This is a genomic window from Rhodanobacter ginsengiterrae, assembly GCF_050026815.1.
In the GTDB taxonomy this organism is placed as follows: Bacteria; Pseudomonadota; Gammaproteobacteria; order Xanthomonadales; family Rhodanobacteraceae; genus Rhodanobacter; species Rhodanobacter ginsengiterrae.
In genome coordinates this window covers 63,211-85,198 of sequence record NZ_JALBWO010000057.1, presented here as the reverse complement: position 1 = coordinate 85,198, position 21,988 = coordinate 63,211, and the positions used below count along the sequence as shown (strand labels likewise).

The window sequence follows — 21,988 nt, the reverse complement described above, 5'->3', positions numbered from 1 at the left end:
ACCTGAGATGTGTGATGCGTGATGCTTGATGTTACCGACGCGTCAAGGAACATCATCATCATGCGCACCACCCTCAAGCTCGATGAAGACGTGCTGGCGGCGGCGCGTGCTCTGGCCCAGCAGCAGAACAAGACGCTGGGCGAGGTCGTTTCGGAATTGGCGCGCAAGGGGTTGGTACCTCCCGCATCGGCGCCGCAATACCGCAACGGGATTCGCCTGATGCCGGTACGTCCGGGGGCCAAGCCGATGACGCTCGAACAGATCAATGCGCTGCGCGACGACACGCCGTGGTCACCGTGAGGCGCAAGGCCAGGCCGGCGGTAGGTGAGTCTCGCGGTTCCTGTTCCGAGCCTGAGACGACCTGGCTGCTGGACGTCAATGTGTTGCTCGCCCTGCTCGACCCGATCCATCCGCAACACGCAGTTGCACACGCATGGTTTGCCACCGCGCGCGCATCATGGGCCAGTTGCAACCTGACCCAGAATGGCGCACTGCGCATCATGTCGCATCCGCGCTACGCCAACGCGGTGGCTTCAACCGCACAGGCGGCGGAACTGCTGACGGAGCTGTGCCAGCAGCCGGGGCATGTCTTCTGGTCGGCTGACCTCAGCCTGCTGGATTCCCCGCTGGTCGACCGGGATCGCCTGCTGCAGTCCGGCCAGGTCACCGACAGCTATCTGCTGGCGCTGGCCGTGAAGCACGGTGCCCGGTTGGCCACCTTCGACAAGCGGCTGGTGACCGGCGCAGTGCGCGGCGGCGAAGCGGCAAAGTACGTCATCGAGTGATGCCGGGCGCGGGTGGCAGGAGCGCTCCTACAGTTTGATGCTTGCGTGCAGGGCGGCGATGCGCTCATGGCGCGGCAACTTCTTCCACGCAATTTCCAGGCGCAAGGCGGTGCCGTGGTCGGCGACCCAGACCCAGCCCAGCAGTTGCTTCGGTGGATTGGAGCGGGTGAAGCGCGCGCCCTTGCCGGCGAGGTGTTTCGCGTAGCGTTGTTCGGGGTCACGCGCGATGCCGGTGTAGACGCGGCCGTCGGTGCATTCGAGCAGGTAGACGGCCCAGGCGTCGCCGTCGGGCGCATCGCTCATGCGCTCAGGCCCACTCGATCAGGCCTTCGCCCTCGCATACCTGCTTCCACGAAGGACGAGATTTCAACCGCGTGGCCAGTGCTGCCAGGTGTGGCCATTCGGTGGCCGGCCGCGGCATGTTGCGCGACCAGCGCATCAGCATCAGCGCGTACAGGTCGACCACGCTGAAACTGTCGCCGAGCATGTACGGTCCGTGCGCCGCCAGCTGCGCATCGACGTGCGACCAGCACTTCTCGATGCCGATGCGGGCGGCCTGCTTGATCGTGTCGGCGGCTTCCGGCAAATGGTCGCCGGGATAGAACCATTGGCGAAACAACGGTTGCAGATTGTTGGCCAGGTAGAACATCCATTGCAGGTAATCGGCGCGTCGGCTGCTGCCGGGGGCGGGCGCCAGGGCGGGCTCGGGGTGTCGCTCGACCAGCAGCATCGCCAGTGCCGCCGCTTCGCCATGCGGTACGCCGTCGATCACCAGGGTCGGCACCACGCCGTTCGGGTTGATCGCCAGATAGGCCGCGCTGCGCTGCTGGCCCGCCTCGATGTCGATCCGCTCCAGCGTGTGCGGCGCGCCGATTTCAAGCAAGGCCAGATGCACCAGCATGCTGGCCGAACCGGGGGCGTAGTAGAGCGTGTACATGGCGATCATCCGCAGAGGTAATCCGCAAATGATACGCCGGGAGGAAGGGCGAAAAGCGAGTGGAGAGGAGTGAGAAAGGAGGGAAGGCACGGCGCGCGAGGTCTCTGCTCTGCACTCACTTCTCACTCCTCTCCACTCACTCCCGCTTCGCTCAGCCGTCCAGTTCGCTCCAGCGCGCATACGCGGCATCCAGCTCGGCCTGCAACGCGGCGACGGCTTCGTTGGCGCGGGTGATGGTGGCGGCGTCCCGCTTGAAGAACGCGGGATCGTTCATCGCCTGGCCGTGGGCGGCGATCTCGGTTTCCAGCTGCTCGATCCGCTTCGGCAGCAGCTCCAGCTCACGCTGTTCCTTGAAGCTGCGCTTGACCTTGGCTGCGGCGGGTACCGGCACGGCCGGCGCGGCGGCCGCGCTCTTGCCGGCGGTTGGCGCGCTGCGCGGGGCAGGGCGCTGGCGCAGCCAGTCGGTATAGCCACCGACGTATTCGCCGATCTGCCCTTCGCCTTCCAGCACCAGGGTGCTGGACACCACGTTGTCGAGGAAGGCGCGGTCATGCGACACCAGCAGCAAGGTGCCCTGGTAGTCGGTCAGCAGTTCCTCCAACAGCTCCAGCGTTTCCACGTCCAGGTCGTTGGTCGGTTCATCCATCACCAGCAGGTTGGACGGCTGGGCGAACAGCTTGGCCAGCAGCAGGCGGTTGCGCTCGCCACCGGAGAGGCGGGTGATCGGCGCGCGCGCGCGTTCCGGCGAGAACAGGAAGTCCTGCAGGTAGCCGATGATGTGCTTGCGCTCGCCATTGAGCTCGATGAACTCGCGGCCTTCGGCCACGTTGTCCAGCGCGTTCAACTTGTCGTTGAGCTGCAGGCGGTGCTGGTCGAAGTAGGCGATCTGTATGCCGGTGCCCAGCTCGGCGGTGCCGCGCAGCGGCTGCAATTCACCCAGCATGATCTTCAGCAGGGTGCTCTTGCCGGCGCCGTTCGGGCCGATGATGCCGATGCGGTCGCCGCGCATGATCGTGGTGGACAGATCCTCGATCAGCACGCGGCCATCGTAGGCCTGGTGCACGTGCTTGAGGTCGATCACCTTCTTGCCCGAGGACTGCGCGTTGGCCGCGGTCATCCGCACGTTGCCACCCAGGTTGCGCCGCTCGGCGCGCTCGTTGCGCAGCGCCTTCAACGCACGCACGCGGCCTTCGTTGCGGGTGCGCCGGGCCTTGATGCCCTGGCGAATCCACACCTCTTCCTGCGCCAGCTTCTTGTCGAACAGCGCGTTGGCCTGCGACTCGGCGTGCAGGCGCTCCTCGCGGCGGCGCAGGTAGTTGTCGTAATCGCCGGGCCAGTCGGTCAGCGCGCCGCGATCGATCTCGACGATGCGCGTGGCCAGCGCGCGCAGGAAGCTGCGGTCATGGGTGACGAAGATGATGCTGCCGGCGAACTGCTTGAGGAAGCTTTCCAGCCAGCCGATCGCCTCGATGTCGAGGTGGTTGGTCGGCTCGTCCAGCAGCAGCACGTCGGGCTTGCGCACCAGCGCCTGGGCCAGCAGCACGCGCCGCTTCATGCCGCCGGACAGGGCGGCGAAGTCGGTTTCGCCGGGCAGTTCCAATTGGCTCAGCACGTCGCTGACGCGGCGGTCCAGGTCCCAGCCATGCTGGGCTTCGATCTGGTGCTGCACGTCGCCCAGCGCCTCGAAGTCGGCAGGCGTGTGCAGCTCGTTGAGCAGGTGGTGATAGCGCGCCAGCAGGTGACCCAGGTCACCCAGCCCGTCGGCGACCACGTCGAACACGCTGCCCTCGGTGCCTTGCGGCACTTCCTGCGCCATGCGCGCCACCACGATGCCGTTCTGCACGCGCACCTCGCCGTCATCGGCATGCAGCTCCCCGGCAATCAGCTTCATCAGGGTGGATTTGCCTTCGCCGTTGCGGCCGACGATGCAGACACGTTCGTTCGGCTCGATCGACAAATTGACGTGTTCGAGCAGGAGGGGGCCGCCGATGCTGAAGTCGACGTTTTGCAATTGGATAAGAGACATCCGCCCATTGTAGCTGGTGCGGCGGTCATACCCATGACGGACATGCCTGCGTGCGATAAAAAACGGGCCGCACAAGGCGGCCCGTTCGTTTGCAGCGTGCGGGATCGGCTTACTTCAGCCCGGCGTCCTTGCGCAGCGCCTCGGCGCGATCGGTCAGCTCCCACGAGAAGGCGGTGAAGGTGTTGCCGTTGGCGTCCTTCATCTGCTGCGGGGTACGGCCGAAGTGGCCGTAGCTGGCGGTCTGCTGGTACATCGGGTGGATCAGGTCGAGCATCTTGAGGATGCCGTACGGGCGCAGGTCGAAGTGCTTGCGGATCAGCTTCTCGATCTTCTCGTCGCTGATCTTGCCGGTGCCGAACGTGGTCACCGAGATCGAGGTCGGATGCGCCACGCCGATCGCATAGCTGACCTGCACCTCGCAGCGGTCGGCGATGCCGGCAGCCACGATGTTCTTGGCCACGTAGCGCGCGGCATAGGCAGCCGAACGATCGACCTTGGACGGATCCTTGCCGGAGAACGCACCGCCGCCGTGGCGCGCCCAGCCGCCGTAGGTGTCCACGATGATCTTGCGGCCGGTCAGGCCGCAATCGCCCACCGGGCCGCCGATCTCGAACTTGCCGGTCGGGTTGATGTGGAACTTGGTGCCCTTGTGCAGCCACTTGGCCGGCAGCACGGGCTTGAGGATCAACTCGCGCACGGCTTCGATCAGGTCCTTCTGCTTCACGCCCGGATCATGCTGGGTCGACAGCACCACGGCGTCGATCGCGGTGGCGATGCCGTTCTCGTAGCGCAGCGTGACCTGGCTCTTGGCGTCCGGGCGCAGCCACGGCAGCGGCGACTTCTTCGCCTTGCGCACCTTGGCCTGCTGCTCGACCAGGCGATGCGAGAAGTGGATCGCCGCCGGCATGAAGGTCTTGGTTTCGTTGGTGGCGTAGCCGAACATCAGGCCCTGGTCGCCCGCGCCCTGGTCTTCGGGCTTCTTGCGATCCACGCCCTGGTTGATGTCCGGCGACTGCTTGCCGATCAGGTTGATCACGCCGCAGGTGGCGCCGTCGAAGCCGACCTGGCTGGAGTCGTAGCCGATGTCGACGATCACCTTGCGGGTGATCGCTTCGAGGTCGATCCACGCATTGGTGGTGATCTCGCCGGCGACGATCGCCACGCCGGTCTTGACCATCGTTTCGCACGCCACGCGGGCAGCCGGATCCTGCGCGATGATCGCGTCGAGGACGGCGTCGGAGATCTGGTCGGCGACCTTGTCCGGATGGCCTTCGGAGACCGATTCGGAGGTGAACAGGTAGTTGGACATCGCGGTTTATATCCTTTTGTGCGGATAGAAAGATAAATGAAGTCGGGCATCATACATCCCCGCCCCGGATTTTGCAGCCTGCCGGCTTTTCAGCGGCAGCGGGGTTGGGCCGGCGTTCAGCCGTTTGGACGGCTGAACGCCGGCGAATGCCGGTGGGCTCGCCACCGATCGGCTGCGCCGAAGGCCTTCTTCACGCGCTGCGCCCGGACCCGCTGCGGCAACCACGGGTCGATCGGTTCGCGCGGCGTGCTGCCGGTGGGCGGCGCCGAGCGCCGGTTTCAGTAGACCCACGGAATCAGCCGTCGGGTTCGCGACGAGTAATCCTTCCAGCGCTGGCCGAACGCCTGCGCCAGCACCGCCTCCTCGATCCGGATGCGCCAACTGAACACGCTCACGGTCGCCACCACCACGAGCGCCAGCGAAGCGGCATTGCCCAGGCACAGCGCAAACCCCAGAAAGGCCATCAGCGCACCGGTATAGGACGGGTGGCGCATGAATGCGTAAGGGCCGCTGTGGATCAGTGGCTGATCTTCGGCAATCGCCACGTTCACGGTGAACCAGCGCCCCAGGTAGCGGATCGCGTACCAGCGCAGGGCCAGTCCGGCCACGAAGATCACCAGGCCGGCGAAGTAGAAGGCTTGCGCGTGGGGCAGTGCCAGACCGGGCAGCGCGTAGGCAAGCGCCACGCCCCCCAGCATCGCCGCGGCCACGACGGCCCAGATCAGCGGCAGCGAGTGTCGATCCTTGTTGGTCGCCTGGCTGCCGGCACGGCGCAACAGCGACAGCGCCAGTTCGGACAGGCCGAAGGCGACCCCGATCACCACGGGAGCAGGCAGGTACATGGCGCGGTGTCCGCTGGGAAGGCAGCCACTATGCAGAAAGCCGCCGGCCAACGCCATGCCGTTGTCCCGTACGGCCCGCAGCCACCAGGCCGGCAGTCGTCAGCTCAGGCGGCCAGGTGCAGGTCCTGCTGCAGCAGCTCGAAATAGTTGCCGGTCAGGCGCAGCTGCTCGCTGGCCGTTTCGGCACGATTGACCACCTGGCGGAATGCGGCATTTTCCGGCCGATCCTTCGCGTACCAGCCCAGGTGCTTGCGCGCGATGCGCACGCCGGCCTGCTCACCGTAGAACGCGTAGAGCTGTTCGAGGTGGCCGAGCAGGATGCGCGCCACCTCGGCCGGTTGCGGTTCGGGCAGCAGTTCACCGGTAGCCAGGAAGTGCGCGATCTCGCGGAAGATCCACGGTCGCCCCTGCGCGCCGCGGCCGATCATCAGCGCATCGGCGCCGGTCACATCGAGCACGTGGCGGGCCTGTTGCGGCGTGTTCACGTCGCCATTGGCCAGCACCGGGATATGCACCGCGGCCTTCACCGCGGTGATCGTGGCGTACTCGGCATCGCCTTCGTATTTGTCGGCGCGGGTGCGGCCGTGCACGGCGAGCGCGGCGATGCCGTTGTCCTCGGCGATGCGCGCGATGTTCAGTGCATTGCGGTTCTGTCGATCCCAGCCGGTGCGGATCTTCAGCGTCACCGGCACCTCGACCGCATCGACTACCGCCTTCACGATGCGCGCGACCAGCGGCTCGTCCTGCAGCAGCGCCGAGCCGGACCACACGTTGCACACTTTCTTGGCCGGACAGCCCATGTTGATGTCGATGATCTGCGCGCCGTTGGCCACGTTGAAACGCGCGGCCTCGGCCAGCATCGCCGGGTCGTAGCCGGCGATCTGCACGCTGACCGGCTCGGGTTCGCCGACGTGGTCCATCCGCTGCAGCGACTTGCGCGTATGCCACAGCCGTGGGTCGGCGTTGGTCATTTCCGACACGGCCAGGCCCGCGCCCAAGCGCTTGCACAGCAGCCGGAACGGCTTGTCGGTGACGCCAGCCATCGGGGCCAGCACCACGCGCGGGTCGATCAGGTAGGAGCCGATACGCATGGGCACATTGTAGCGGGCCGCGGCTGCGGCCATGCACTGGTCAGTGCGCGGGCACCGCCCGCTGCGCCGCCAGCGGATCGTGCCGGTGCTTGAACAGAGGCACGAACAGCAGCGCCATCACCAGCGCGTAGCCGGCGAACGCCAGCCAGATGCCACGCCAGTCCTTGCAGATCAGGGCCGCGTCGTTGCACGCGTGGTTGGTGAAGAAGTGGTCGATCACGAAGCCGGCGATCAGGCTGCCCAGTACCGCGCCGATGCCGTTGGTCATCAGCATGAACAGGCCCTGCGCGCTGGCGCGGATCTTCGGGTCGGCCTGGCTTTCCACGAACAGCGAGCCGGAGATGTTGAAGAAGTCGAACGCCATGCCGTAGATGATGCAGGAGAGCACGATCATCCACAGCCCGCCGGCGGGGTCACCGAACGCGAACAGGCCGAAACGCAGCACCCACGCCAGCATGCTCATCGTCATCACCGCCTTGATGCCGAAGCGCTTGAGGAAGAACGGGATGGTCAGGATGAACGCGGTTTCGGAAAACTGCGAGATGGAGATGATGATGGTGGAGTACTTCACCGCCAGCAGGTTGGTGTATGCGGGCACCTTGACGAAATCGCTGAGGAACGCGTCGCCGTAGGCGTTGGTCAGCTGCAGCGCCGCGCCGAGCAGCATCGCGAAGATGAAGAACACCGCCATGTTGCGGTTCCTGAACAGCGTGAACGAGGTCAGCCCCAGCCGGTCGGCGAGGCCGCGGCCTTCGGCGGCGCGCAGCCGCGGCGGGCACTTGGGCAGGGTGAAGGCATACAGGCCCAGCAGCAGCGAGGCGGCCGCGGCGACGTGGAACTGCCCGGGCGAGGCCTTGAAGCCGAGCAGGCTGGTGGTCCAGGTCGCGGCGATGAAGCCGATCGTGCCCCACACCCGGATCGGCGGGTAGGTGTTCACCACGTCCAGGCCGTCCTGCTTGAGCGCGTTGTAGGTCACCGTGATCGCCAGCGAGATGGTCGGCATGTAGAAGCACATGTTCAACAGCATCATCCAGAACATCTGCTCGGGGTCGCGCGCGTGCGGGATCGAGAACAGGACCACGGCGCCGGCGATCTGCAGCACGCCGTACAGGCGTTCGGCGTTGACCCACTTGTCGGCCACGATGCCGACCAGCGAAGGCATGAACAACGAGGCGATGCCCATGGTCGAGAAGATCGCGCCGAAGCTGGTACCCGACCAGTGCTGGGTCTGGAACCACCAGGTGCCGATGGTCAGCAACCAGGCGCCCCAGATGTAGTACTGGAAGAAATTGAGTACGGTAAGACGGAGCTTGAGGCTCATGGACGAGGGTTCCCCTGCAAGGCCGGGGTCGGCCCCGTGGCCACGATGTTGTAGCGGGGCAGGTTAGACGACGCCGGCGCCGGGCGGCAAGGTGCAATGCGGCAGCTCAATCCGGCAGAGCCAGCACATCGGCCACGCGCTGGCGCAGCACCGGCAGCAGATCGGTCTCGAACCACGGGTGGTGCATCACCCACGGCCGGTTGCGCGGGCTCGGGTGCGGCAGCGGCAGCACGCCGCGGGCCAGGTGCGTGCGCCAGTTGCGTACGGTATCGGTGAGCGTGGCGTCCCGCGCCTCGCCGAGCATGCCCACCTGCGCGTACTGCCCGATGGCGAGCGTCAATTGCACCCCGGTGAGCAGTGAAAACAGGCGTGGATGCCAGATCGCCGCGCACGCCGGTCGCGGCGGCAGGTCGCCGCTCCTGCCCTTGCCCGGGAAACAGAAATCCATCGGCACGATCGCCACGCGCTCGGCGTCATAGAACGCGGCGCGGTCGATCTGCAGCCAGTCGCGCAGACGCTCGCCGCTGACGTCGTCGAACGGGATGCCGCTTTCCTCCACCTTGCGCCCCGGCGCCTGGCTGACGATCAGCAGCCGCGATCGCGTCGACGCCTGCAGCACCGGCCGCCGTCCCGGCGGCTGCTGCATCGCGCAGGTGTGTCCGCAGCGAATCTCCGCCAGCAGGGCGTCCATGTCGCGCTGCCTTGCTTTGTCAGTGCTCTTCCCGTTTTCCGTCTGCAACGACTTTCACCTTGCGCTTCTGCAAATCCCGAATCCCGGCCCTCAAACCACCTTGCCGGGATTGAGGATGCCATCCGGATCGAACGCGGCCTTGACCGAGCGCATCAGCGCGATGGTCGATTCGCCCAGCGCCAGCGGCATGAACTCGCGCTTCACCACGCCGATGCCGTGTTCGCCCGAGAGCGTGCCGCCCAGCGCGATCACCAGGGCGAACAGTTCGGGCAGCGCCGCATAGCCGCGTTCGATCTCGTCGATGTCGCGCGGCAGCAGGTTCACGTGCAGGTTGCCGTTGCCGGCGTGGCCGAAGCACACCAGCGGCACCGCATGCTTGGCGGCCAGCGCCTGCGCGCCGGCGACCAGTTCGGGCAGGCGGCTCACCGGCACCACCACGTCCTCGTTGATCTTGTGCTCGGTCACCGCACGCTGGGCGAACGAGAGCGCCTTGCGCGCGGCCCACAGCGCGGCGTTTTCGTCGGCGTCCGCTGCGATGTCCAGCGCGATCAGGCCTTCGCCGCGTGCGGCGCGTGCCACGGCGTCCTGCGCGAAGCCCACGGTCTCCGACGTGCCGTCGACCTCGATCAGCAGCAGGGCGCCCGCCTGCGGTACGTCGGCATCCGGCACGTGATCGCGTGCCAGCTTGAGCGCCAGGGCGTCCATGAACTCCAGCGTCGCGGGCGTCACCGGCTGCGCCATGATGCGCGCCACCGCCTGCACCGCACAGGCCGTGTCGCGATACGTGGCGCGCAGCGAGCGCATGGCGGCCGGCCGCGGCGTGAGTTTCAGCGTGGCCTCGGTGATGAGTGCCAGCGTGCCCTCCGAACCGACCAGCAGGCGCGTCAGGTCGTAGCCGGTGGAATCCTTGGTGGTGTGCGTGCCGGCGACGAAGCCCGCGCCGGTCCCGGCTACCGCACGCAGGCCCAGCACGTTGTCGCGCGTGGCGCCGTACTTCAGCGCGCGCGGTCCGCCGGCATTGCAGGCGAGATTGCCGCCTATCGTGCACCATGGTGCCGAACCCGGATCGGGCGCCCAGAAAAATCCGTGCGGCGCCAGCGCCAGCTGCAGGGCTTCATTGGTGACGCCCGGCTCGACCACCGCCAGGCGATCGTCCGGCGCGATGCGCACGATGCGATCCATCCGCTGGAAATTCGCCACCACGCCGCCGGCCAGCGGCACCGCGGCGCCGGTGGAGCTGGTGCCGCCGCCGCGCGCGGTGAGCGGCACGCGATGTTCGCGGCAGGCGCGTACCAGCGACTCCACCTGCGCATGCGTGGTGGGGTACACCACCACGTCGGGCCGATGCACATGGCGCGAATGGTCGCGCGCTGCGGCGCGCAGCGCGTCGTCACCGCTGCCCAGTGCGTCGCCGGGAAAGATCGCGCGCAGGGTATCGAGCAGGGAAGCGGGCAGGGTCATGCCGTGATTATCGCACCGGGTGGGGTTCAGCCCGCCTCGAACGCACCACGCAACCATTGCCGCTCCAGCGCGTCGACCGGCCCGTCGTAGCTGACCACGTCGAAGCGGCAGGCCGCACGTGCGTGTTGCGGGTGCGCAGCCAGCCAGTGCTGCGCCGCCAGGATCAGTTTGCCTTGCTTGGCGGCGGTCACCGACGTGGCGGCGTCGCCATGGCTGGCGCTCTTGCGGTAGCGCACCTCGACGAAGACCACGGTGCTGCCGTCACGCATCACCAGGTCCAGCTCGCCGTGACGCGTGGTGTAGTTGCGCGCCAGCAGCTTCAGGCCGGCGCGTTCGAGTTCGCCGCAGGCGCGCTGTTCGAAGTCGTCGCCGGCGGCGCGCATCAGCGCGTTTCGGGCTGGAAGGTTCCGCCGGACGACGGACTCGCCGGCATCGGCTCGGCGTTGGCGGGCGGCGCGGTCGATGGCATGTCGTCCATCTGCAGGCTGCCGCCGAGAGGGCGCGCCAGGCCATCCTGGAAGCGCGCCCAGATCAGCACGCGGCGCACGCGGCCGAACTGGTCGGCGGCGAGCTGGCCGCTGGCGCCCGGCAGGTAGCTGCCCGGATGGGCGCGCATCCACTCGATGTAGGGCACCAGGTTCCAGGCGTCCATGCCGAAGGCGAACAGCCGCGCTGCGCCGCCGCGGGCGGCGGGCAGGCGCGCGGCGATGTCGTCGCGACTGGGCAGGCCCGGCTGGGCGTCGAACAACCACGGTGCGTCGCAGAATTCCAGGCCGTCGAGGTCGCGATTGGCGGCAGGGTCGTCGCTGCCTTCGTAGACATGCGAGGTGCCGAACACTGGCAGGTTGACCTGGGCGATGTGCAATTGCGGCAGCAGCACGCGCGCCTGTTGCGGACGCATGCTGATGAAGATGCCGCTGTCGACCACCACGGGACTTTCCGGCGCTGTGCTGCTGGCGCTGGTGGCCGGTGCGTCGATGGTCGGTGCGAGGTTGGTGGGAGCGGGGCTGGTGGGCAGTTTCATGCCGGCGATCACGTCGGCATAGCTGTTTACGCCTGGCGGCAGGGTGACGGTGCCGAGCAGCTCGCCGCCGCGTGCCGTCAGTTCGGCCTTGAAGGCACTGCCTGCGCGCTGCGCGAAATCGTCGGTGGAGACGAACGCATAAGCCTTGCGGATGCCGCGTTCGATCATGTGGTCGGCGGCCTGCGCGCCTTCGGTCTCGGGCAGCAGGCCGAACTCGCTGGTGTCGCCGGCGGGCAATTGCTTGTCGTCGGGATGATTCAGCGCCAGCAGCGGCACCGGCAGCTGCGGCTGGCTGAACACGGCGGCGACTTCGGCGCGGGTCAGCGGCCCGACCACCAGTCGCGCGCCGTCGCGCACCGCCTGCTGGTAGGCCTTGACGGCGCCATCGGCGGTGCCTGCGGTGTCGTACAGGCGGATCGATGGACGTGGCGCGTGATTGCGTCCGGCATCGAGGTAGGCGGCGAAGAAGCCTTCGCGGATGGCGGTGCTGGCGGCGGCAAAGTTGCCGTCGCTCGGCAGCAACAGGGCCACCTGCGTGGGTACCTTGTAGCCTTCGCGCACGTTGGCATCGGCACCGGGCAGCAGGGTGCCGACCGGTTGCTGCAGTTCGGGCGCGGCCTGCGCCACGGTGACGCCGAGCCGGGTCAGCGCCTCGTTCACCCACGGCAGCATGCGGTCGCCGCGCTGCAGGCCGGCGGCACGCTGCTTCAGCGCATCCACGCCGACCTGGTTGAGCAGGGCGAGAATCTGCTGGCGATTCTGGCCATGGTCGAAACCGCTGAGCTGTTCGTCCAGTTGCACGCGGGTACGCGCGGCGCCCCAGTTGTCGCCGCTGGCGGCCATCGCACGGGCACGCCATTCCAGCAGGCGTGGCTGCAATGCAGCGGGCACCATGACATTGGGTTGCGTGGTGAGGCGCAGCGCCGTCGCGGCATCGTGCTGGTCCAACGCCAGCTCGGCGCGCAACAGGTCCAGTCGCACCGGTTCGTCGCCGCTCAGGTTCTGCCGCTTGATGGTGGCCAGCACCGGCGCGGCGAGTGCCAGCTGACCTTCCTCGCGCCAGGCCTCGGCGGCGTACAAACGATAGCTGTCGGCATGCGCGCGCGATTGCCCGGCCAGCGCCAGCCACGCCTGCGCAGCCTGATCGAACTGGCCTTGCGCGGCCAGCGCGCCGGCACTTTGCGCGGCTGCCAGTTCCGCCGGCGAGCGTGGTGCGTTGGCCGGCACGCAGGCGGCCAGCAGCAGCGAAAACAGCAATGCGGTCGCGGCGACGCGCGAGAGGCGCATGAAGCGCATGGGAAATCCCTTGATCGTCATGGTCGTCAATGCGCGATCATAGCGGATTGGTTTGTCGCCTCGCGGTGCAGGAGTTCCCGGATGTCATCAGTTCAGTCAGGTTGCCTGTGGGTGGTTGCCACGCCGATCGGTCACCGTGAGGATTTCTCGGCGCGTGCCATCGCCACCTTGCGCGAGGTGGCAGTGATCGCGGCGGAGGACACGCGCCACAGCCGGCCCTTGCTGGTCCACCACAACATAGATACCCCGTTGATCGCGCTGCATGAGCACAACGAGCGCGATGCAGTCGAGGCGATCGTGCGGCGGATGCAGGGCGGCGATTCGGTGGCGCTGATCTCCGATGCCGGCACGCCCTTGATCAGCGACCCGGGTTTCCGGCTGGTGCGTGCGGCGCGTGCAGCCGGCATCCGCTGCATCCCGGTGCCGGGTGCGTGTGCGGCGATCGCTGCGCTGTCGGTGGCCGGCCTGCCCAGTGACCGCTTCGTGTTCGAGGGTTTCCTGCCGCCGAAAGCCGCGGCGCGGCGCAGTCGCTTGCAGGAGCTGGCCGGCGACGCGCGCACGCTCATTTTCTATGAGTCGTCGCATCGCGTCGCCGAAAGCCTGGCCGACATGCGCGATGTGTTCGGTGCGGAGCGCGAGGCGGTGCTGGCGCGCGAGTTGACCAAGCTGTTCGAAACCGTGCTGGACAAGCCGCTGGCGGAGCTGGCGGCGCAGGTGCTGGCTGACCCGGACCAGCAGCGTGGTGAGCACGTGATCCTGGTTGCCGGGCGCGGCGAGGAGGTGGATGCGAAGCTGGCCGAGGGCCAGCGCGTGTTCGCCATCCTGCGCGACGAGCTGCCACCGGCCAAGGCGGCGAAGCTGGCGGCGGCGATCAGTGGCGCGCCACGCAAACTCTTGTACGAAGGGTAGGAGCGCACCCTGTGCGCGATGCTCTTGCGTGACATGACGAAAAGCATCGCGCACAGGGTGCGCTCCTACTAGACTTGTCCACGGAGTCGGCCGGACAGTCGCGTCGCGCGCAAGCGCATCGAGGAAAGTCCGGGCTCCACAGGGCAGAGTGCCAGGTAACTCCTGGGCAGCGTGAGCTGACGGCCAGTGCAACAGAGAGCAGACCGCCGAACGGCATCTTCGGATGTGCGTGGTAAGGGTGAAAGGGTGCGGTAAGAGCGCACCGCGTACGGGGCTAACGCCGTACGGCACGGTAAACCCCACTCGGAGCAAGACCAAATAGGGGAACGATAACGCGGCCCGCGTTGTTCCCGGGTAGGTTGCTGGAGCCAGGCGGCGACGCCTGGCCGAGAGGAATGACTGTCGCGTCGCAAGACGTACAGAACCCGGCTTACAGGCCGACTCCACCTCTTCGTGCACACCTCGCCACCTCGACCTGCGGGTCGGGGTGGCGAGTGGGTGTGTCCGCGTGAACGAATGTTCATCCCGAAACCCGGAAAAGGGCTGACTTCGCGTGGATTTCACGCCTTTATGGCGGGAAGTGACGCGGGGGAAACCACAAAAAATTCCCTGCTTTCAAACACCTTGCTGGTGTTCCTGAGAATATGCTGCATGTGTGGTCAGGATTTCGCCTTTACTCCTTGATTCACAAGCGAAATTACCTTGACAGTCTCATGGCACGAGATTATCGTGGGTTCCAGTGTGAAATCGTGGGATTTCGTGGAGTCTGCTGATCGTGTTCCAGGGCGAAACCGCCATCACCATCGACGACAAGGGTCGCCTGACCATTCCGACAGCGTATCGGGAGCAGGTGGCGGGCGAGTGCGCCAATCGTCTGGTGATCACCTACAACCCGTTCGAGCCGGGCTGCCTGTGGCTGTTCCCGCATGCCGAGTGGGAAAAGGTGCGCGATCAGGTCAACGCGCTGCCCAAGGTCAAGGCCGCCCATCGCGACATGCAGATGAAGCTGGTCGGCGCCGCGGCGGTGGTCGAGCCCGATGGCGCGGCGCGTGTCCTGCTGCCGTCCAGCCAGCGTGCCACCACCGGGATCGAGAAGAAGGCGGTACTGCTGGGCATGGGCAACAAATTCGAGCTGTGGAGCGAACAGGCCCACCTGGCCAAGATCCGCCAGAGCATCGGCGAAGACGACATCACCAACGAAATGGCCGAACTGCGCCTGTAAACGGGCGCGGCAACACACGAAAAAACGGGAGCGGGAGTGCGGCATGGCCGAGCAAGTTTTGCGGCACATCCCGGTGATGCTGGGTGAAGCAGTGGAGGGACTCGCCGTGCATGCGGGCGGGCGTTATCTCGATGGAACCTTCGGTCGCGGCGGTCACGCTCGCGCGGTTTTGTCACGCCTGGGCCCTGACGGCCGTCTGCTGCTGATGGATCGCGACCCCGCCGCCATCGCCACCGCGCAAGCCGAATTTGCCAACGACCCGCGGGTGTCGATCCGCCACGCCAATTTCTCCAGCCTGGCCGAGTGGGACGAAACCGCCGCCGGCCTCGACGGCGTGCTGCTCGATCTGGGCGTGTCCTCGCCGCAGCTGGACGAAGCGGCCCGCGGCTTCAGCTTCATGGCTGACGCGCCGCTGGACATGCGCATGGACACCAGCCAGGGCGAGAGCGCGGCGGATTTCCTGGCCCAGGCCAGCGAGCGCGAGATCACCGATGTGCTGTGGAACTACGGCGAAGAACGGCATAGCCGGCGCATTGCCCGCGCCATCGTGACCGATCGCGACGCCACCCCGTTCACCCGTACCGGCCAGCTGGCGGCGCTGATCGAGCGCCTGGTGGGTCGGCGCGAGCCAGGCAAGCATCCGGCCACGCGCAGCTTCCAGGCACTGCGGATCCGCGTGAACGGTGAGCTGGACGCCCTGCAGCAGGGCCTGAACGCCGCGCTGGAGCGATTGCAGCCGGGCGGCCGGCTGGCGGTGATCAGTTTCCACTCGCTGGAGGATCGCGCGGTGAAGCTGTTCATCCGCGACCACGCCGGCCGCGTGCAGAACAGTCGCCGCGGGCCGCCAGTGCAGGCCGCGCCGGCACAGCTGGCCGCGGTCGGCAAGGCGCAGTTCCCGTCCGACGCCGAGCTGGCGGCGAATCCGCGCTCGCGCTCGGCGGTATTGCGCGTGGCGGAGAAACTGGGATGAAGGCGATCGGCGCCATCTGCCTGCTGATGCTGCTGACCGCCGTGCTGGCCAGTGCGATCGGCGTGGTGTGGACGCGCCATGAAAGCCGTGTGCTGTTCGTCAACCTGACCGCGCTGCAAAACCAGCGCGATGAACTGAACATCGAATACGGCAAGCTCGAACTGGAGCAGGCCACCTATGCCGAACCGCGTCGCATCGATGACGAGGCACGGCAGAAACTGGGCATGGTCGATCCGCGCCCGCAAGACATCCGGTTGCTGCGATGAGCTGGCGCAAGCACGTCAAGCCGTCCCAGCCAGGTCGCCGCCGCGCTGCTGGTCCCAGCGCGCGCCGGCGGATGGTGGTGGTGGTCGGGCTGCTCGGTCTGGTTTCGGTCGCGCTGGTCGCTCGCGCGTTCGACCTGCAGGTGGTGCGCAAACAGTTCTACCAGCGCCAGGGTGATGCGCGCTTCGTGCGCGAGGTGCCGATTCCGGTATCGCGCGGCACCATCTTCGACCGCAATGGCGAGCCGCTGGCGGTGTCGACGCCGATGATGTCGATCTGGGCCAATCCGTCCGAAGTGCTCGACAACGACGACCGCATTCCCGCGCTGGCGCAGACGCTGGGTGTGGATGCGGATGGCCTGAAAGCCCAGCTGGCGCAGCGTTCCGACCGCGAATTCGTCTATCTGCGCCGGCAGATGGCACCGGCCGCGGCGCAGGCCGTGCTTGATCTGGGCATTCCCGGCATCAACGGCCAGCGCGAGTTCAAGCGCTACTACCCGTCCGGTGAGGTGACCGCGCACGTGCTGGGCTTCACCAATATCGATGACCGCGGCCAGGAGGGACTGGAACTGGCGTACGACGAATGGCTGGCCGGCAAGCCGGGCGCCAAGCGCGTCATCCGTGATCGCATGGGCCACGTGGTCGAGGATCTGGAGCAGGTGCGCGCGCCGAAGCCAGGTCAGAACCTCACCCTGAGCATCGACCGGCGCATCCAGTTCCTCGCCTACAGCGAACTGAAGAACACGCTGGAGAAATCGCAGGCCGACTCCGGCTCGATGGTGGTGCTCGACATCAAGACCGGCGAAGTGCTGGCGATGGTCAACCTGCCCACCTACAACCCGAATGCGCTCGGTGGCAGCAAGCCGAGCCAGCGTCGCAACCGGGCGATGACCGACGTGCTCGAGCCGGGTTCGACGGTAAAACCCATCCTGATGGCGGCGGCGCTGTCCAGCGGCAAGTACACGCCGACCAGCCCGCTGATCGACACCACCGGCGGGCACTGGTTCTTCCAGGGCCACGACATCCACGACACCCACAACTACGGCGTGCTGACGCCGACTGGCGTGATCACCAAGTCCAGCAACGTGGGCGCGGCGCGCATCGCGATGACGCTGGATACACCGCTGATGTACGACACCTATCGCGCGTTCGGCTTCGGCAACAGCACCGAGAGCGGCTTCCCCGGCGAGGCCTCCGGCTACCTGCGCATCGGTCGCGACTGGCGCCCGCTGGAAAAGGCCATCCTGGGCTATGGCTACGGCCTCAACGTCACCGTGCTGCAGCTGGCCAATGCCTACGCGACGATTGCCGACGGCGGCGTGATGCACACGCCGACCTTCATCAAGGACAACAGCAACACGGCCAGGCAGATCATCTCGCCTGAAGTGTCGCGCCAGTTGCTGCAGATGATGGAGACGGTGACCGGTCCGGGCAGCACCGGCACCACCGCGCGCATCGCCAACTACAGCGTGGCCGGCAAGACCGGCACGGCGCACAAGGCGAACGCGGGTGGCTATGCCAAGAGCAATTACACGGCGGCGTTCGCCGGCATCGTGCCGGCGTCCAACCCGCGCCTGGCGGCAGTGGTGGTGATCGACAATCCGCAGAAGGGCAGCTACTACGGCGGCACCGTGTCCGGTCCGGTGTTCTCCAAGGTGATGGAGGGCGCGCTGCGCCTGCTCGACGTGCCCCCGGACAACATCGGTCGCTGGTATGTCGGCGGCCCGCTGCAGAACGTGGACGGGCTGGTCGGCAGCAAGCCGCCGGCGGATGCGCCGATTGACGATGCTCCGATCGATGGAGACTCGCCATGAGCACCGGTCATCTTGACCAATTGTTGCTCGGCATCGCCGACGCGCAGCTGGCGGCCAGGCCCGAGGCCGGTCGCCTGATGGTTTCCGGACTGGCACTGGATTCGCGGCGAGTGGCGCGCGGCGATGCATTCTTTGCCTTGAACGGCACTCAGGCACACGGCATCACCTTCGCCGCCGGCGCCGTGCAGCGCGGCGCCCGCGTCGTGCTGGCCGAAGCGCCGGCCGTTGATGATGTCGCTGCGCTCGAGGTTCCGGTGCTGTGGATCGATGGCTTGCACGAGCAAGTCAGCGAGATCGCCGCACGCTTCTACGAGCGTCCCAGCGAGGCGCTGCGGATGGTCGGCGTCACCGGCACCAATGGCAAGACCTCGTGCGTGCAGTTGCTGGCGCAGGCGCTGACCCTGCTCGGCCATCGCGCCGCTTCGATCGGCACCCTCGGTGCCGGCGTGCACGGCCAGTTGCATGAAGGCGAGCGCACCACGCCCGATGCGATCAGCGTGCAGGCACAGCTGGCGGCATTTCGGGATGACCGGGTCAGCCACGTGGCGATGGAGGTCTCGTCCCATGCGCTGGTGCAGGGGCGCGTGGCCGCGGTGGATTTCGAGGTCGCCGCGTTCACCAATCTCACCCGCGATCACCTGGACTATCACGGCAGCATGGAAGCCTACGGCGCGGCCAAGGCCAGCTTGTTTGCCTGGCCAGGACTGCGCAGCGCGGTGATCAACGCCGACGACACGTTTGGCTGCGAGCTGGCCACCCGGGTGCCCGAGGGCGTGCAGAAGCTGCGCTTCAGCATGGCCGGTGACGGCGACGCGGAAATCGCCGCCAGCGACATCGTCACTTCGGTCGAGGGTCTGGCCTTCCATCTGCGTACCCCTTGGGGTACCCGGGCAATTCGCAGCCACCTGCTCGGCCGCTTCAACGTGGCCAACCTGCTTGCCGTGGTGGGTTGCCTCGGTGCGCTGGGCGAGCCGTTCGCGCGCATCGTCGATGCGGTGGCGCAGCTGCAGCCGGTCAACGGACGCATGAGCCGGCTCGGCGGCGCGCCGGGCCAGCCGCTGGTGGTCGTCGATTATGCGCATACGCCCGACGCGCTGGAGCAGGCGCTGAACGCGGTGCGCGCGCATTGCGCCGGCAAGCTGATCTGCGTATTCGGTTGCGGTGGCGAGCGCGATGTGGGCAAACGCCCGCTGATGGGCGAAATTGCGGCGCGACTGGCCGACGTGGCCATCGTCACCGACGACAATCCGCGCGGCGAAGATGGCGATGCGATCGTGGCGCAGATCGTCGCCGGCATGACCGCGGCGCCGGCGATGACGGTGGAGCGGGACCGCGCCCAGGCGATCGCCGATGCACTGCAGCTGGCGCACGCCGGTGATGTGGTGCTGATCGCCGGCAAGGGTCACGAAACCTATCAGGACGGCGCGACCGGCAAGCATCCGTTCGACGATCTGCTGGTGGCGCGCGCAGCGCTGGAGCAGTTCGGCCGGGAGCATCGCGCATGATGGCGCTGAGCACCATCGCCGTGTGGACCGGTGGCCGCCTGCTGCATGGCGATGCCGAAGTCACCGGCGTTGCCATCGACACGCGCAAGCTGCAGCCCGGCGACCTGTTCGTGGCGATCAAGGGCGAGCGCGCCGACGGCCACGACTATCTGGCCGAGGCCGCCTCCCGCGGTGCGGTGGCCGCGATGGTCACGCGCAGGGTCGACAGTGAACTGCCGCAGGTGCTGGTGAACAACGCCGAGCTGGCGCTGGGCGACCTGGCCAGCGCGATACGCGCCCAGCGCAATGTGCGCGTGGTCGGCATCACCGGCTCCAATGGCAAGACCACGGTGAAGACGCTGGTTGCCTCGATCCTGTCGCGACACGGGCGCACCCATGTCAGCGGCGGCAACTACAACAATGAACTGGGGCTGCCGTTGAGCCTGCTGGCGATGCCGGCCGATACCGAATACGCGGTGTTCGAGATGGGCGCGGGCAAGCCCGGCGACATCGCCTATCTGGCCGCCATCGCACGGCCCGATATCGGCCTCGTCACGCTCATCGCGCCGGCGCATCTTGAGCGCATGGGCAGCATCGAAGGCGTGGCCGAGACCAAGGGCGCCCTGTATCAGGCGTTGCCGGCCGACGGCACGGCAATCATCAATGCCGACGACGCATTCGCCAGCTTCTTCGCCGGACTGGCAGGTTCGCGCCAGGTACTGCGCTTCGGTCTGGACCATCCGGCCGATGTCGGCGCGGACATCGTCGAGCAGCGCATGGATGGTTCGCGGTTTGTGCTGAGCACGCCGCAAGGCGACGCCGAAGTGAGCCTGCCGCTGCCCGGGCGGCACAACATCGCCAATGCACTGGCGGCTGCCGCGGTGGCGCTGGCGCTGCAGGTGCCGCTGGACACCATCGTCATCGGGCTCGAGCAGGCATCCGGCGTGGCCGGCCGCTTGCGCCGCGAAGTGGCCGGCGGCGGCTGGACCGTGATCGACGACAGCTACAACGCCAACCCCGGCTCGATGGCGGCGGCGATCGACACCTTGCTGCTCGCCGACGGCGAGCGCTGGCTGGTGCTGGGCGACATGGCGGAGCTGGGCGCCGACGCGCAGGCGCTGCACGCCGGCATCGGCGCGATGGCGCGCGCGCGCGGCATCGAGCGGCTGTTCGCGGTGGGTCCGCTGGGTGCCGCCACCGTCGAGGCGTTCGGCACCGGTGCCGAGCATTTCGACGACAAGCCGACGCTGGTCGCCGCACTGCGCTCGCGGCTGCATCCGGAAGTCACCTGTCTGGTGAAGGGCTCGCGTTCGGCCGGCATGGAACAGGTGGTGGCCGCCCTGGTGGGAACGGCGGAAACGAACAACGGGGAGGCATTCCATGCTGCTTGAGCTGGCGGACTGGATGGCACGGCATTTCACGGCGCTGCATCTGTTCCAGTACATCACCTTCCGCACGATCATGGCCGCGCTCACCGCGCTGGCCATGTCGCTGCTGTGCGGTCCATGGCTGATCAACCGGCTGGCCGCGCTGAAGGCCGGCCAGGTGGTGCGCAGCGATGGTCCGCAGACGCACCTGGTCAAGGCCGGCACGCCGACCATGGGCGGGGTGATGATCCTGCTGTCGGTCACCGTGGCGACCTTGCTGTGGGCCGACCTGCACAACCGCTACGTGTGGGTGGTGCTGGCGGTGTTGCTGAGCTTCGGCGCGATCGGCTTCTACGACGACTACCGCAAGCTGGTGTTGAGGGACAGTCGGGGCCTGGCCAGCCGCTGGAAGTATTTCTGGCAGTCGGTGTTCGGCCTGGGCGCCGCGCTGTTTCTCTACTACACCGCACCTCACGCTCCCGCTGGCGTGCCATTGGCGGAGACCGCGCTCTATCTGCCGCTGTTCAAGCACGTGGTGCTGCCGCTCGGGCTGTTCTTCGTGGTGATCACCTACTTCATGATCGTCGGCTTCTCCAACGCGGTGAACCTCACCGACGGCCTGGACGGGCTGGCGATCATGCCCACCGTGCTGGTCTCCGGCGCGCTTGGTGTGTTCGCCTATCTGGCCGGCAACAAGGTGTTTTCGGAATACCTCGGCATTCCCTCGATTCCCGGTGCGGGTGAGCTGGCGATCTTCACCGGCGCACTGGCCGGGGCCGGGCTGGGCTTCCTGTGGTTCAACACCTATCCGGCGCAGGTGTTCATGGGCGACGTCGGCGCGCTGGCGATGGGCGCGGCGCTCGGCTGCGTGGCGGTGATCGTGCGGCAGGAGGTGGTGCTGCTGGTGATGGGCGGCGTGTTCGTGATGGAAACCGCCTCGGTGATGATCCAGGTGGCCAGCTTCAAGCTCACCGGCAAGCGCGTGTTCCGCATGGCGCCGATCCATCACCACTTCGAATTGAAGGGCTGGCCGGAGCCTCGCGTGATCGTGCGCTTCTGGATCATCAGCGTCGTGCTGGTGCTGATCGGCCTTGCCACGTTGAAGGTGCGCTGATCATGAGAGCCGGGATTCGGGATTCGGGAATCGGGATTCGTAGAGGCGGGCGCACCGCGATG

The 21,988-nt window shown here is 67.2% G+C and carries 21 protein-coding genes and 1 other RNA gene; 11 read left to right on the top strand and 11 right to left on the bottom strand.

Going from position 1 to position 21,988, the window contains the following annotated elements; translation table 11 throughout:
• Nucleotides 1–60 precede the first annotated feature (60 nt).
• Together ACQGNJ_RS15400 and ACQGNJ_RS15395 are read left to right on the top strand one after the other, a co-directional pair.
• Entirely contained in the window at nt 61–300 is a 240-nt protein-coding gene (locus ACQGNJ_RS15400) for a hypothetical protein (protein WP_426690131.1), read from the top strand.
• Entirely contained in the window at nt 288–785 is a 498-nt protein-coding gene (locus ACQGNJ_RS15395; protein WP_426690130.1) for a TA system VapC family ribonuclease toxin, read from the top strand. Before ACQGNJ_RS15400 ends, ACQGNJ_RS15395 begins: the two co-directional genes overlap by 13 nt.
• A gap of 27 nt (nt 786–812) precedes the next feature.
• On the opposite strand, the gene ACQGNJ_RS15390 is transcribed toward ACQGNJ_RS15395, so the two are convergent.
• The 11 genes from ACQGNJ_RS15390 to ACQGNJ_RS15340 all read right to left on the bottom strand — a co-directional run bounded on the left by ACQGNJ_RS15390 (nt 813) and on the right by ACQGNJ_RS15340 (nt 12,783).
• Entirely contained in the window at nt 813–1,088 is a 276-nt protein-coding gene (locus ACQGNJ_RS15390) for a GIY-YIG nuclease family protein (protein WP_426690129.1), read from the bottom strand.
• 4 nt (nt 1,089–1,092) lie between these two features.
• Complete coding sequence (locus ACQGNJ_RS15385; protein WP_426690128.1) at nt 1,093–1,722, bottom strand: glutathione S-transferase family protein; 630 nt, start codon at nt 1,720–1,722, stop codon at nt 1,093–1,095.
• Nucleotides 1,723–1,873: 151 nt separating this feature from the next.
• The gene (locus ACQGNJ_RS15380) at nt 1,874–3,748 is read right to left on the bottom strand and encodes an ATP-binding cassette domain-containing protein (RefSeq protein ID WP_426690127.1); all 1,875 of its coding nucleotides are present in this window, start codon (nt 3,746–3,748) and stop codon (nt 1,874–1,876) included.
• A 109-nt stretch (nt 3,749–3,857) separates the two neighbouring features.
• Nucleotides 3,858–5,057, bottom strand: coding sequence for a methionine adenosyltransferase (gene metK, locus ACQGNJ_RS15375; RefSeq protein ID WP_426690126.1), 1,200 nt, complete (start codon nt 5,055–5,057; stop codon nt 3,858–3,860).
• 278 nt (nt 5,058–5,335) lie between these two features.
• Entirely contained in the window at nt 5,336–5,899 is a 564-nt protein-coding gene (locus ACQGNJ_RS15370; protein WP_426690125.1) for a methyltransferase family protein, read from the bottom strand.
• Between the two features lie 104 nt (nt 5,900–6,003).
• Complete coding sequence (gene dusB, locus ACQGNJ_RS15365; protein ID WP_426690666.1) at nt 6,004–6,990, bottom strand: tRNA dihydrouridine synthase DusB; 987 nt, start codon at nt 6,988–6,990, stop codon at nt 6,004–6,006.
• 40 nt (nt 6,991–7,030) lie between these two features.
• Nucleotides 7,031–8,311, bottom strand: coding sequence for a nucleoside permease (locus tag ACQGNJ_RS15360; RefSeq protein ID WP_426690124.1), 1,281 nt, complete (start codon nt 8,309–8,311; stop codon nt 7,031–7,033).
• Between the two features lie 106 nt (nt 8,312–8,417).
• Nucleotides 8,418–9,002: a uracil-DNA glycosylase family protein gene (locus tag ACQGNJ_RS15355; protein WP_426690123.1), complete on the bottom strand. Its 585-nt coding sequence runs from the start codon at nt 9,000–9,002 to the stop codon at nt 8,418–8,420.
• A 90-nt stretch (nt 9,003–9,092) separates the two neighbouring features.
• Nucleotides 9,093–10,463, bottom strand: coding sequence for an FAD-binding oxidoreductase (locus ACQGNJ_RS15350; RefSeq protein ID WP_426690122.1), 1,371 nt, complete (start codon nt 10,461–10,463; stop codon nt 9,093–9,095).
• Nucleotides 10,464–10,489: 26 nt separating this feature from the next.
• Nucleotides 10,490–10,846, bottom strand: a complete 357-nt coding sequence (locus ACQGNJ_RS15345) for a YraN family protein (RefSeq protein ID WP_426690121.1) — start codon at nt 10,844–10,846, stop codon at nt 10,490–10,492.
• Entirely contained in the window at nt 10,846–12,783 is a 1,938-nt protein-coding gene (locus ACQGNJ_RS15340) for a penicillin-binding protein activator (RefSeq protein ID WP_426690120.1), read from the bottom strand. Before ACQGNJ_RS15340 ends, ACQGNJ_RS15345 begins: the two co-directional genes overlap by 1 nt.
• A gap of 81 nt (nt 12,784–12,864) precedes the next feature.
• Between ACQGNJ_RS15340 and rsmI the strand changes: the two genes are divergently transcribed.
• The 9 genes from rsmI to mraY all read left to right on the top strand — a co-directional run bounded on the left by rsmI (nt 12,865) and on the right by mraY (nt 21,926).
• Nucleotides 12,865–13,692, top strand: coding sequence for a 16S rRNA (cytidine(1402)-2'-O)-methyltransferase (rsmI, locus tag ACQGNJ_RS15335; protein WP_426690119.1), 828 nt, complete (start codon nt 12,865–12,867; stop codon nt 13,690–13,692).
• Nucleotides 13,693–13,774: 82 nt separating this feature from the next.
• An RNA gene (gene rnpB / locus ACQGNJ_RS15330) (RNase P RNA component class A) lies at nt 13,775–14,141 on the top strand.
• A 326-nt stretch (nt 14,142–14,467) separates the two neighbouring features.
• Nucleotides 14,468–14,914 (top strand): division/cell wall cluster transcriptional repressor MraZ, encoded by a 447-nt coding sequence (gene mraZ, locus ACQGNJ_RS15325; protein WP_426690118.1) that lies wholly within the window; start codon nt 14,468–14,470, stop codon nt 14,912–14,914.
• Nucleotides 14,915–14,957: 43 nt separating this feature from the next.
• The gene (rsmH, locus tag ACQGNJ_RS15320) at nt 14,958–15,884 is read left to right on the top strand and encodes a 16S rRNA (cytosine(1402)-N(4))-methyltransferase RsmH (protein WP_426690117.1); all 927 of its coding nucleotides are present in this window, start codon (nt 14,958–14,960) and stop codon (nt 15,882–15,884) included.
• A 5-nt stretch (nt 15,885–15,889) separates the two neighbouring features.
• A complete protein-coding gene (ftsL, locus tag ACQGNJ_RS15315; protein WP_426690665.1) occupies nt 15,890–16,150 on the top strand; it encodes a cell division protein FtsL in 261 nt (86 codons plus the stop codon).
• Nucleotides 16,147–17,961, top strand: a complete 1,815-nt coding sequence (locus ACQGNJ_RS15310; protein ID WP_426690116.1) for a peptidoglycan D,D-transpeptidase FtsI family protein — start codon at nt 16,147–16,149, stop codon at nt 17,959–17,961. Before ftsL ends, ACQGNJ_RS15310 begins: the two co-directional genes overlap by 4 nt.
• Nucleotides 17,958–19,466, top strand: a complete 1,509-nt coding sequence (locus ACQGNJ_RS15305) for a UDP-N-acetylmuramoyl-L-alanyl-D-glutamate--2,6-diaminopimelate ligase (RefSeq protein ID WP_426690115.1) — start codon at nt 17,958–17,960, stop codon at nt 19,464–19,466. Before ACQGNJ_RS15310 ends, ACQGNJ_RS15305 begins: the two co-directional genes overlap by 4 nt.
• Nucleotides 19,463–20,836 carry a UDP-N-acetylmuramoyl-tripeptide--D-alanyl-D-alanine ligase gene (locus ACQGNJ_RS15300; protein ID WP_426690114.1) on the top strand — a complete coding sequence of 458 codons (1,374 nt, stop codon included), beginning with the start codon at nt 19,463–19,465 and terminating at the stop codon, nt 20,834–20,836. Before ACQGNJ_RS15305 ends, ACQGNJ_RS15300 begins: the two co-directional genes overlap by 4 nt.
• The gene (gene mraY / locus ACQGNJ_RS15295) at nt 20,826–21,926 is read left to right on the top strand and encodes a phospho-N-acetylmuramoyl-pentapeptide-transferase (RefSeq protein WP_426690113.1); all 1,101 of its coding nucleotides are present in this window, start codon (nt 20,826–20,828) and stop codon (nt 21,924–21,926) included. The genes ACQGNJ_RS15300 and mraY overlap by 11 nt, the downstream gene beginning before the upstream one ends.
• Nucleotides 21,927–21,988: the final 62 nt, after the last annotated feature.

Bases quoted from the DNA above. Each gene is read 5' to 3' on its own strand.
- ACQGNJ_RS15350 (WP_426690122.1), bottom strand. From the start codon at position 10,463: ATGACCCTGCCCGCTTCCCTGCTCGATACCCTGCGCGCGATCTTTCCC.
- ACQGNJ_RS15385 (WP_426690128.1), bottom strand. From the start codon at position 1,722: ATGTACACGCTCTACTACGCCCCCGGTTCGGCCAGCATGCTGGTGCAT.
- ACQGNJ_RS15380 (WP_426690127.1), bottom strand. From the start codon at position 3,748: ATGTCTCTTATCCAATTGCAAAACGTCGACTTCAGCATCGGCGGCCCC.
- metK (WP_426690126.1), bottom strand. From the start codon at position 5,057: ATGTCCAACTACCTGTTCACCTCCGAATCGGTCTCCGAAGGCCATCCG.
- ACQGNJ_RS15360 (WP_426690124.1), bottom strand. From the start codon at position 8,311: ATGAGCCTCAAGCTCCGTCTTACCGTACTCAATTTCTTCCAGTACTAC.
- rsmH (WP_426690117.1), top strand. From the start codon at position 14,958: ATGGCCGAGCAAGTTTTGCGGCACATCCCGGTGATGCTGGGTGAAGCA.
- ACQGNJ_RS15305 (WP_426690115.1), top strand. From the start codon at position 17,958: ATGAGCACCGGTCATCTTGACCAATTGTTGCTCGGCATCGCCGACGCG.
- dusB (WP_426690666.1), bottom strand. From the start codon at position 6,990: ATGCGTATCGGCTCCTACCTGATCGACCCGCGCGTGGTGCTGGCCCCG.
- mraY (WP_426690113.1), top strand. From the start codon at position 20,826: ATGCTGCTTGAGCTGGCGGACTGGATGGCACGGCATTTCACGGCGCTG.
- ACQGNJ_RS15310 (WP_426690116.1), top strand. From the start codon at position 16,147: ATGAGCTGGCGCAAGCACGTCAAGCCGTCCCAGCCAGGTCGCCGCCGC.
- ACQGNJ_RS15345 (WP_426690121.1), bottom strand. From the start codon at position 10,846: ATGCGCGCCGCCGGCGACGACTTCGAACAGCGCGCCTGCGGCGAACTC.
- rsmI (WP_426690119.1), top strand. From the start codon at position 12,865: ATGTCATCAGTTCAGTCAGGTTGCCTGTGGGTGGTTGCCACGCCGATC.
- ACQGNJ_RS15390 (WP_426690129.1), bottom strand. From the start codon at position 1,088: ATGAGCGATGCGCCCGACGGCGACGCCTGGGCCGTCTACCTGCTCGAA.
- ACQGNJ_RS15355 (WP_426690123.1), bottom strand. From the start codon at position 9,002: ATGGACGCCCTGCTGGCGGAGATTCGCTGCGGACACACCTGCGCGATG.
- ACQGNJ_RS15370 (WP_426690125.1), bottom strand. From the start codon at position 5,899: ATGTACCTGCCTGCTCCCGTGGTGATCGGGGTCGCCTTCGGCCTGTCC.
- ACQGNJ_RS15400 (WP_426690131.1), top strand. From the start codon at position 61: ATGCGCACCACCCTCAAGCTCGATGAAGACGTGCTGGCGGCGGCGCGT.
- ACQGNJ_RS15340 (WP_426690120.1), bottom strand. From the start codon at position 12,783: ATGCGCTTCATGCGCCTCTCGCGCGTCGCCGCGACCGCATTGCTGTTT.
- ACQGNJ_RS15300 (WP_426690114.1), top strand. From the start codon at position 19,463: ATGATGGCGCTGAGCACCATCGCCGTGTGGACCGGTGGCCGCCTGCTG.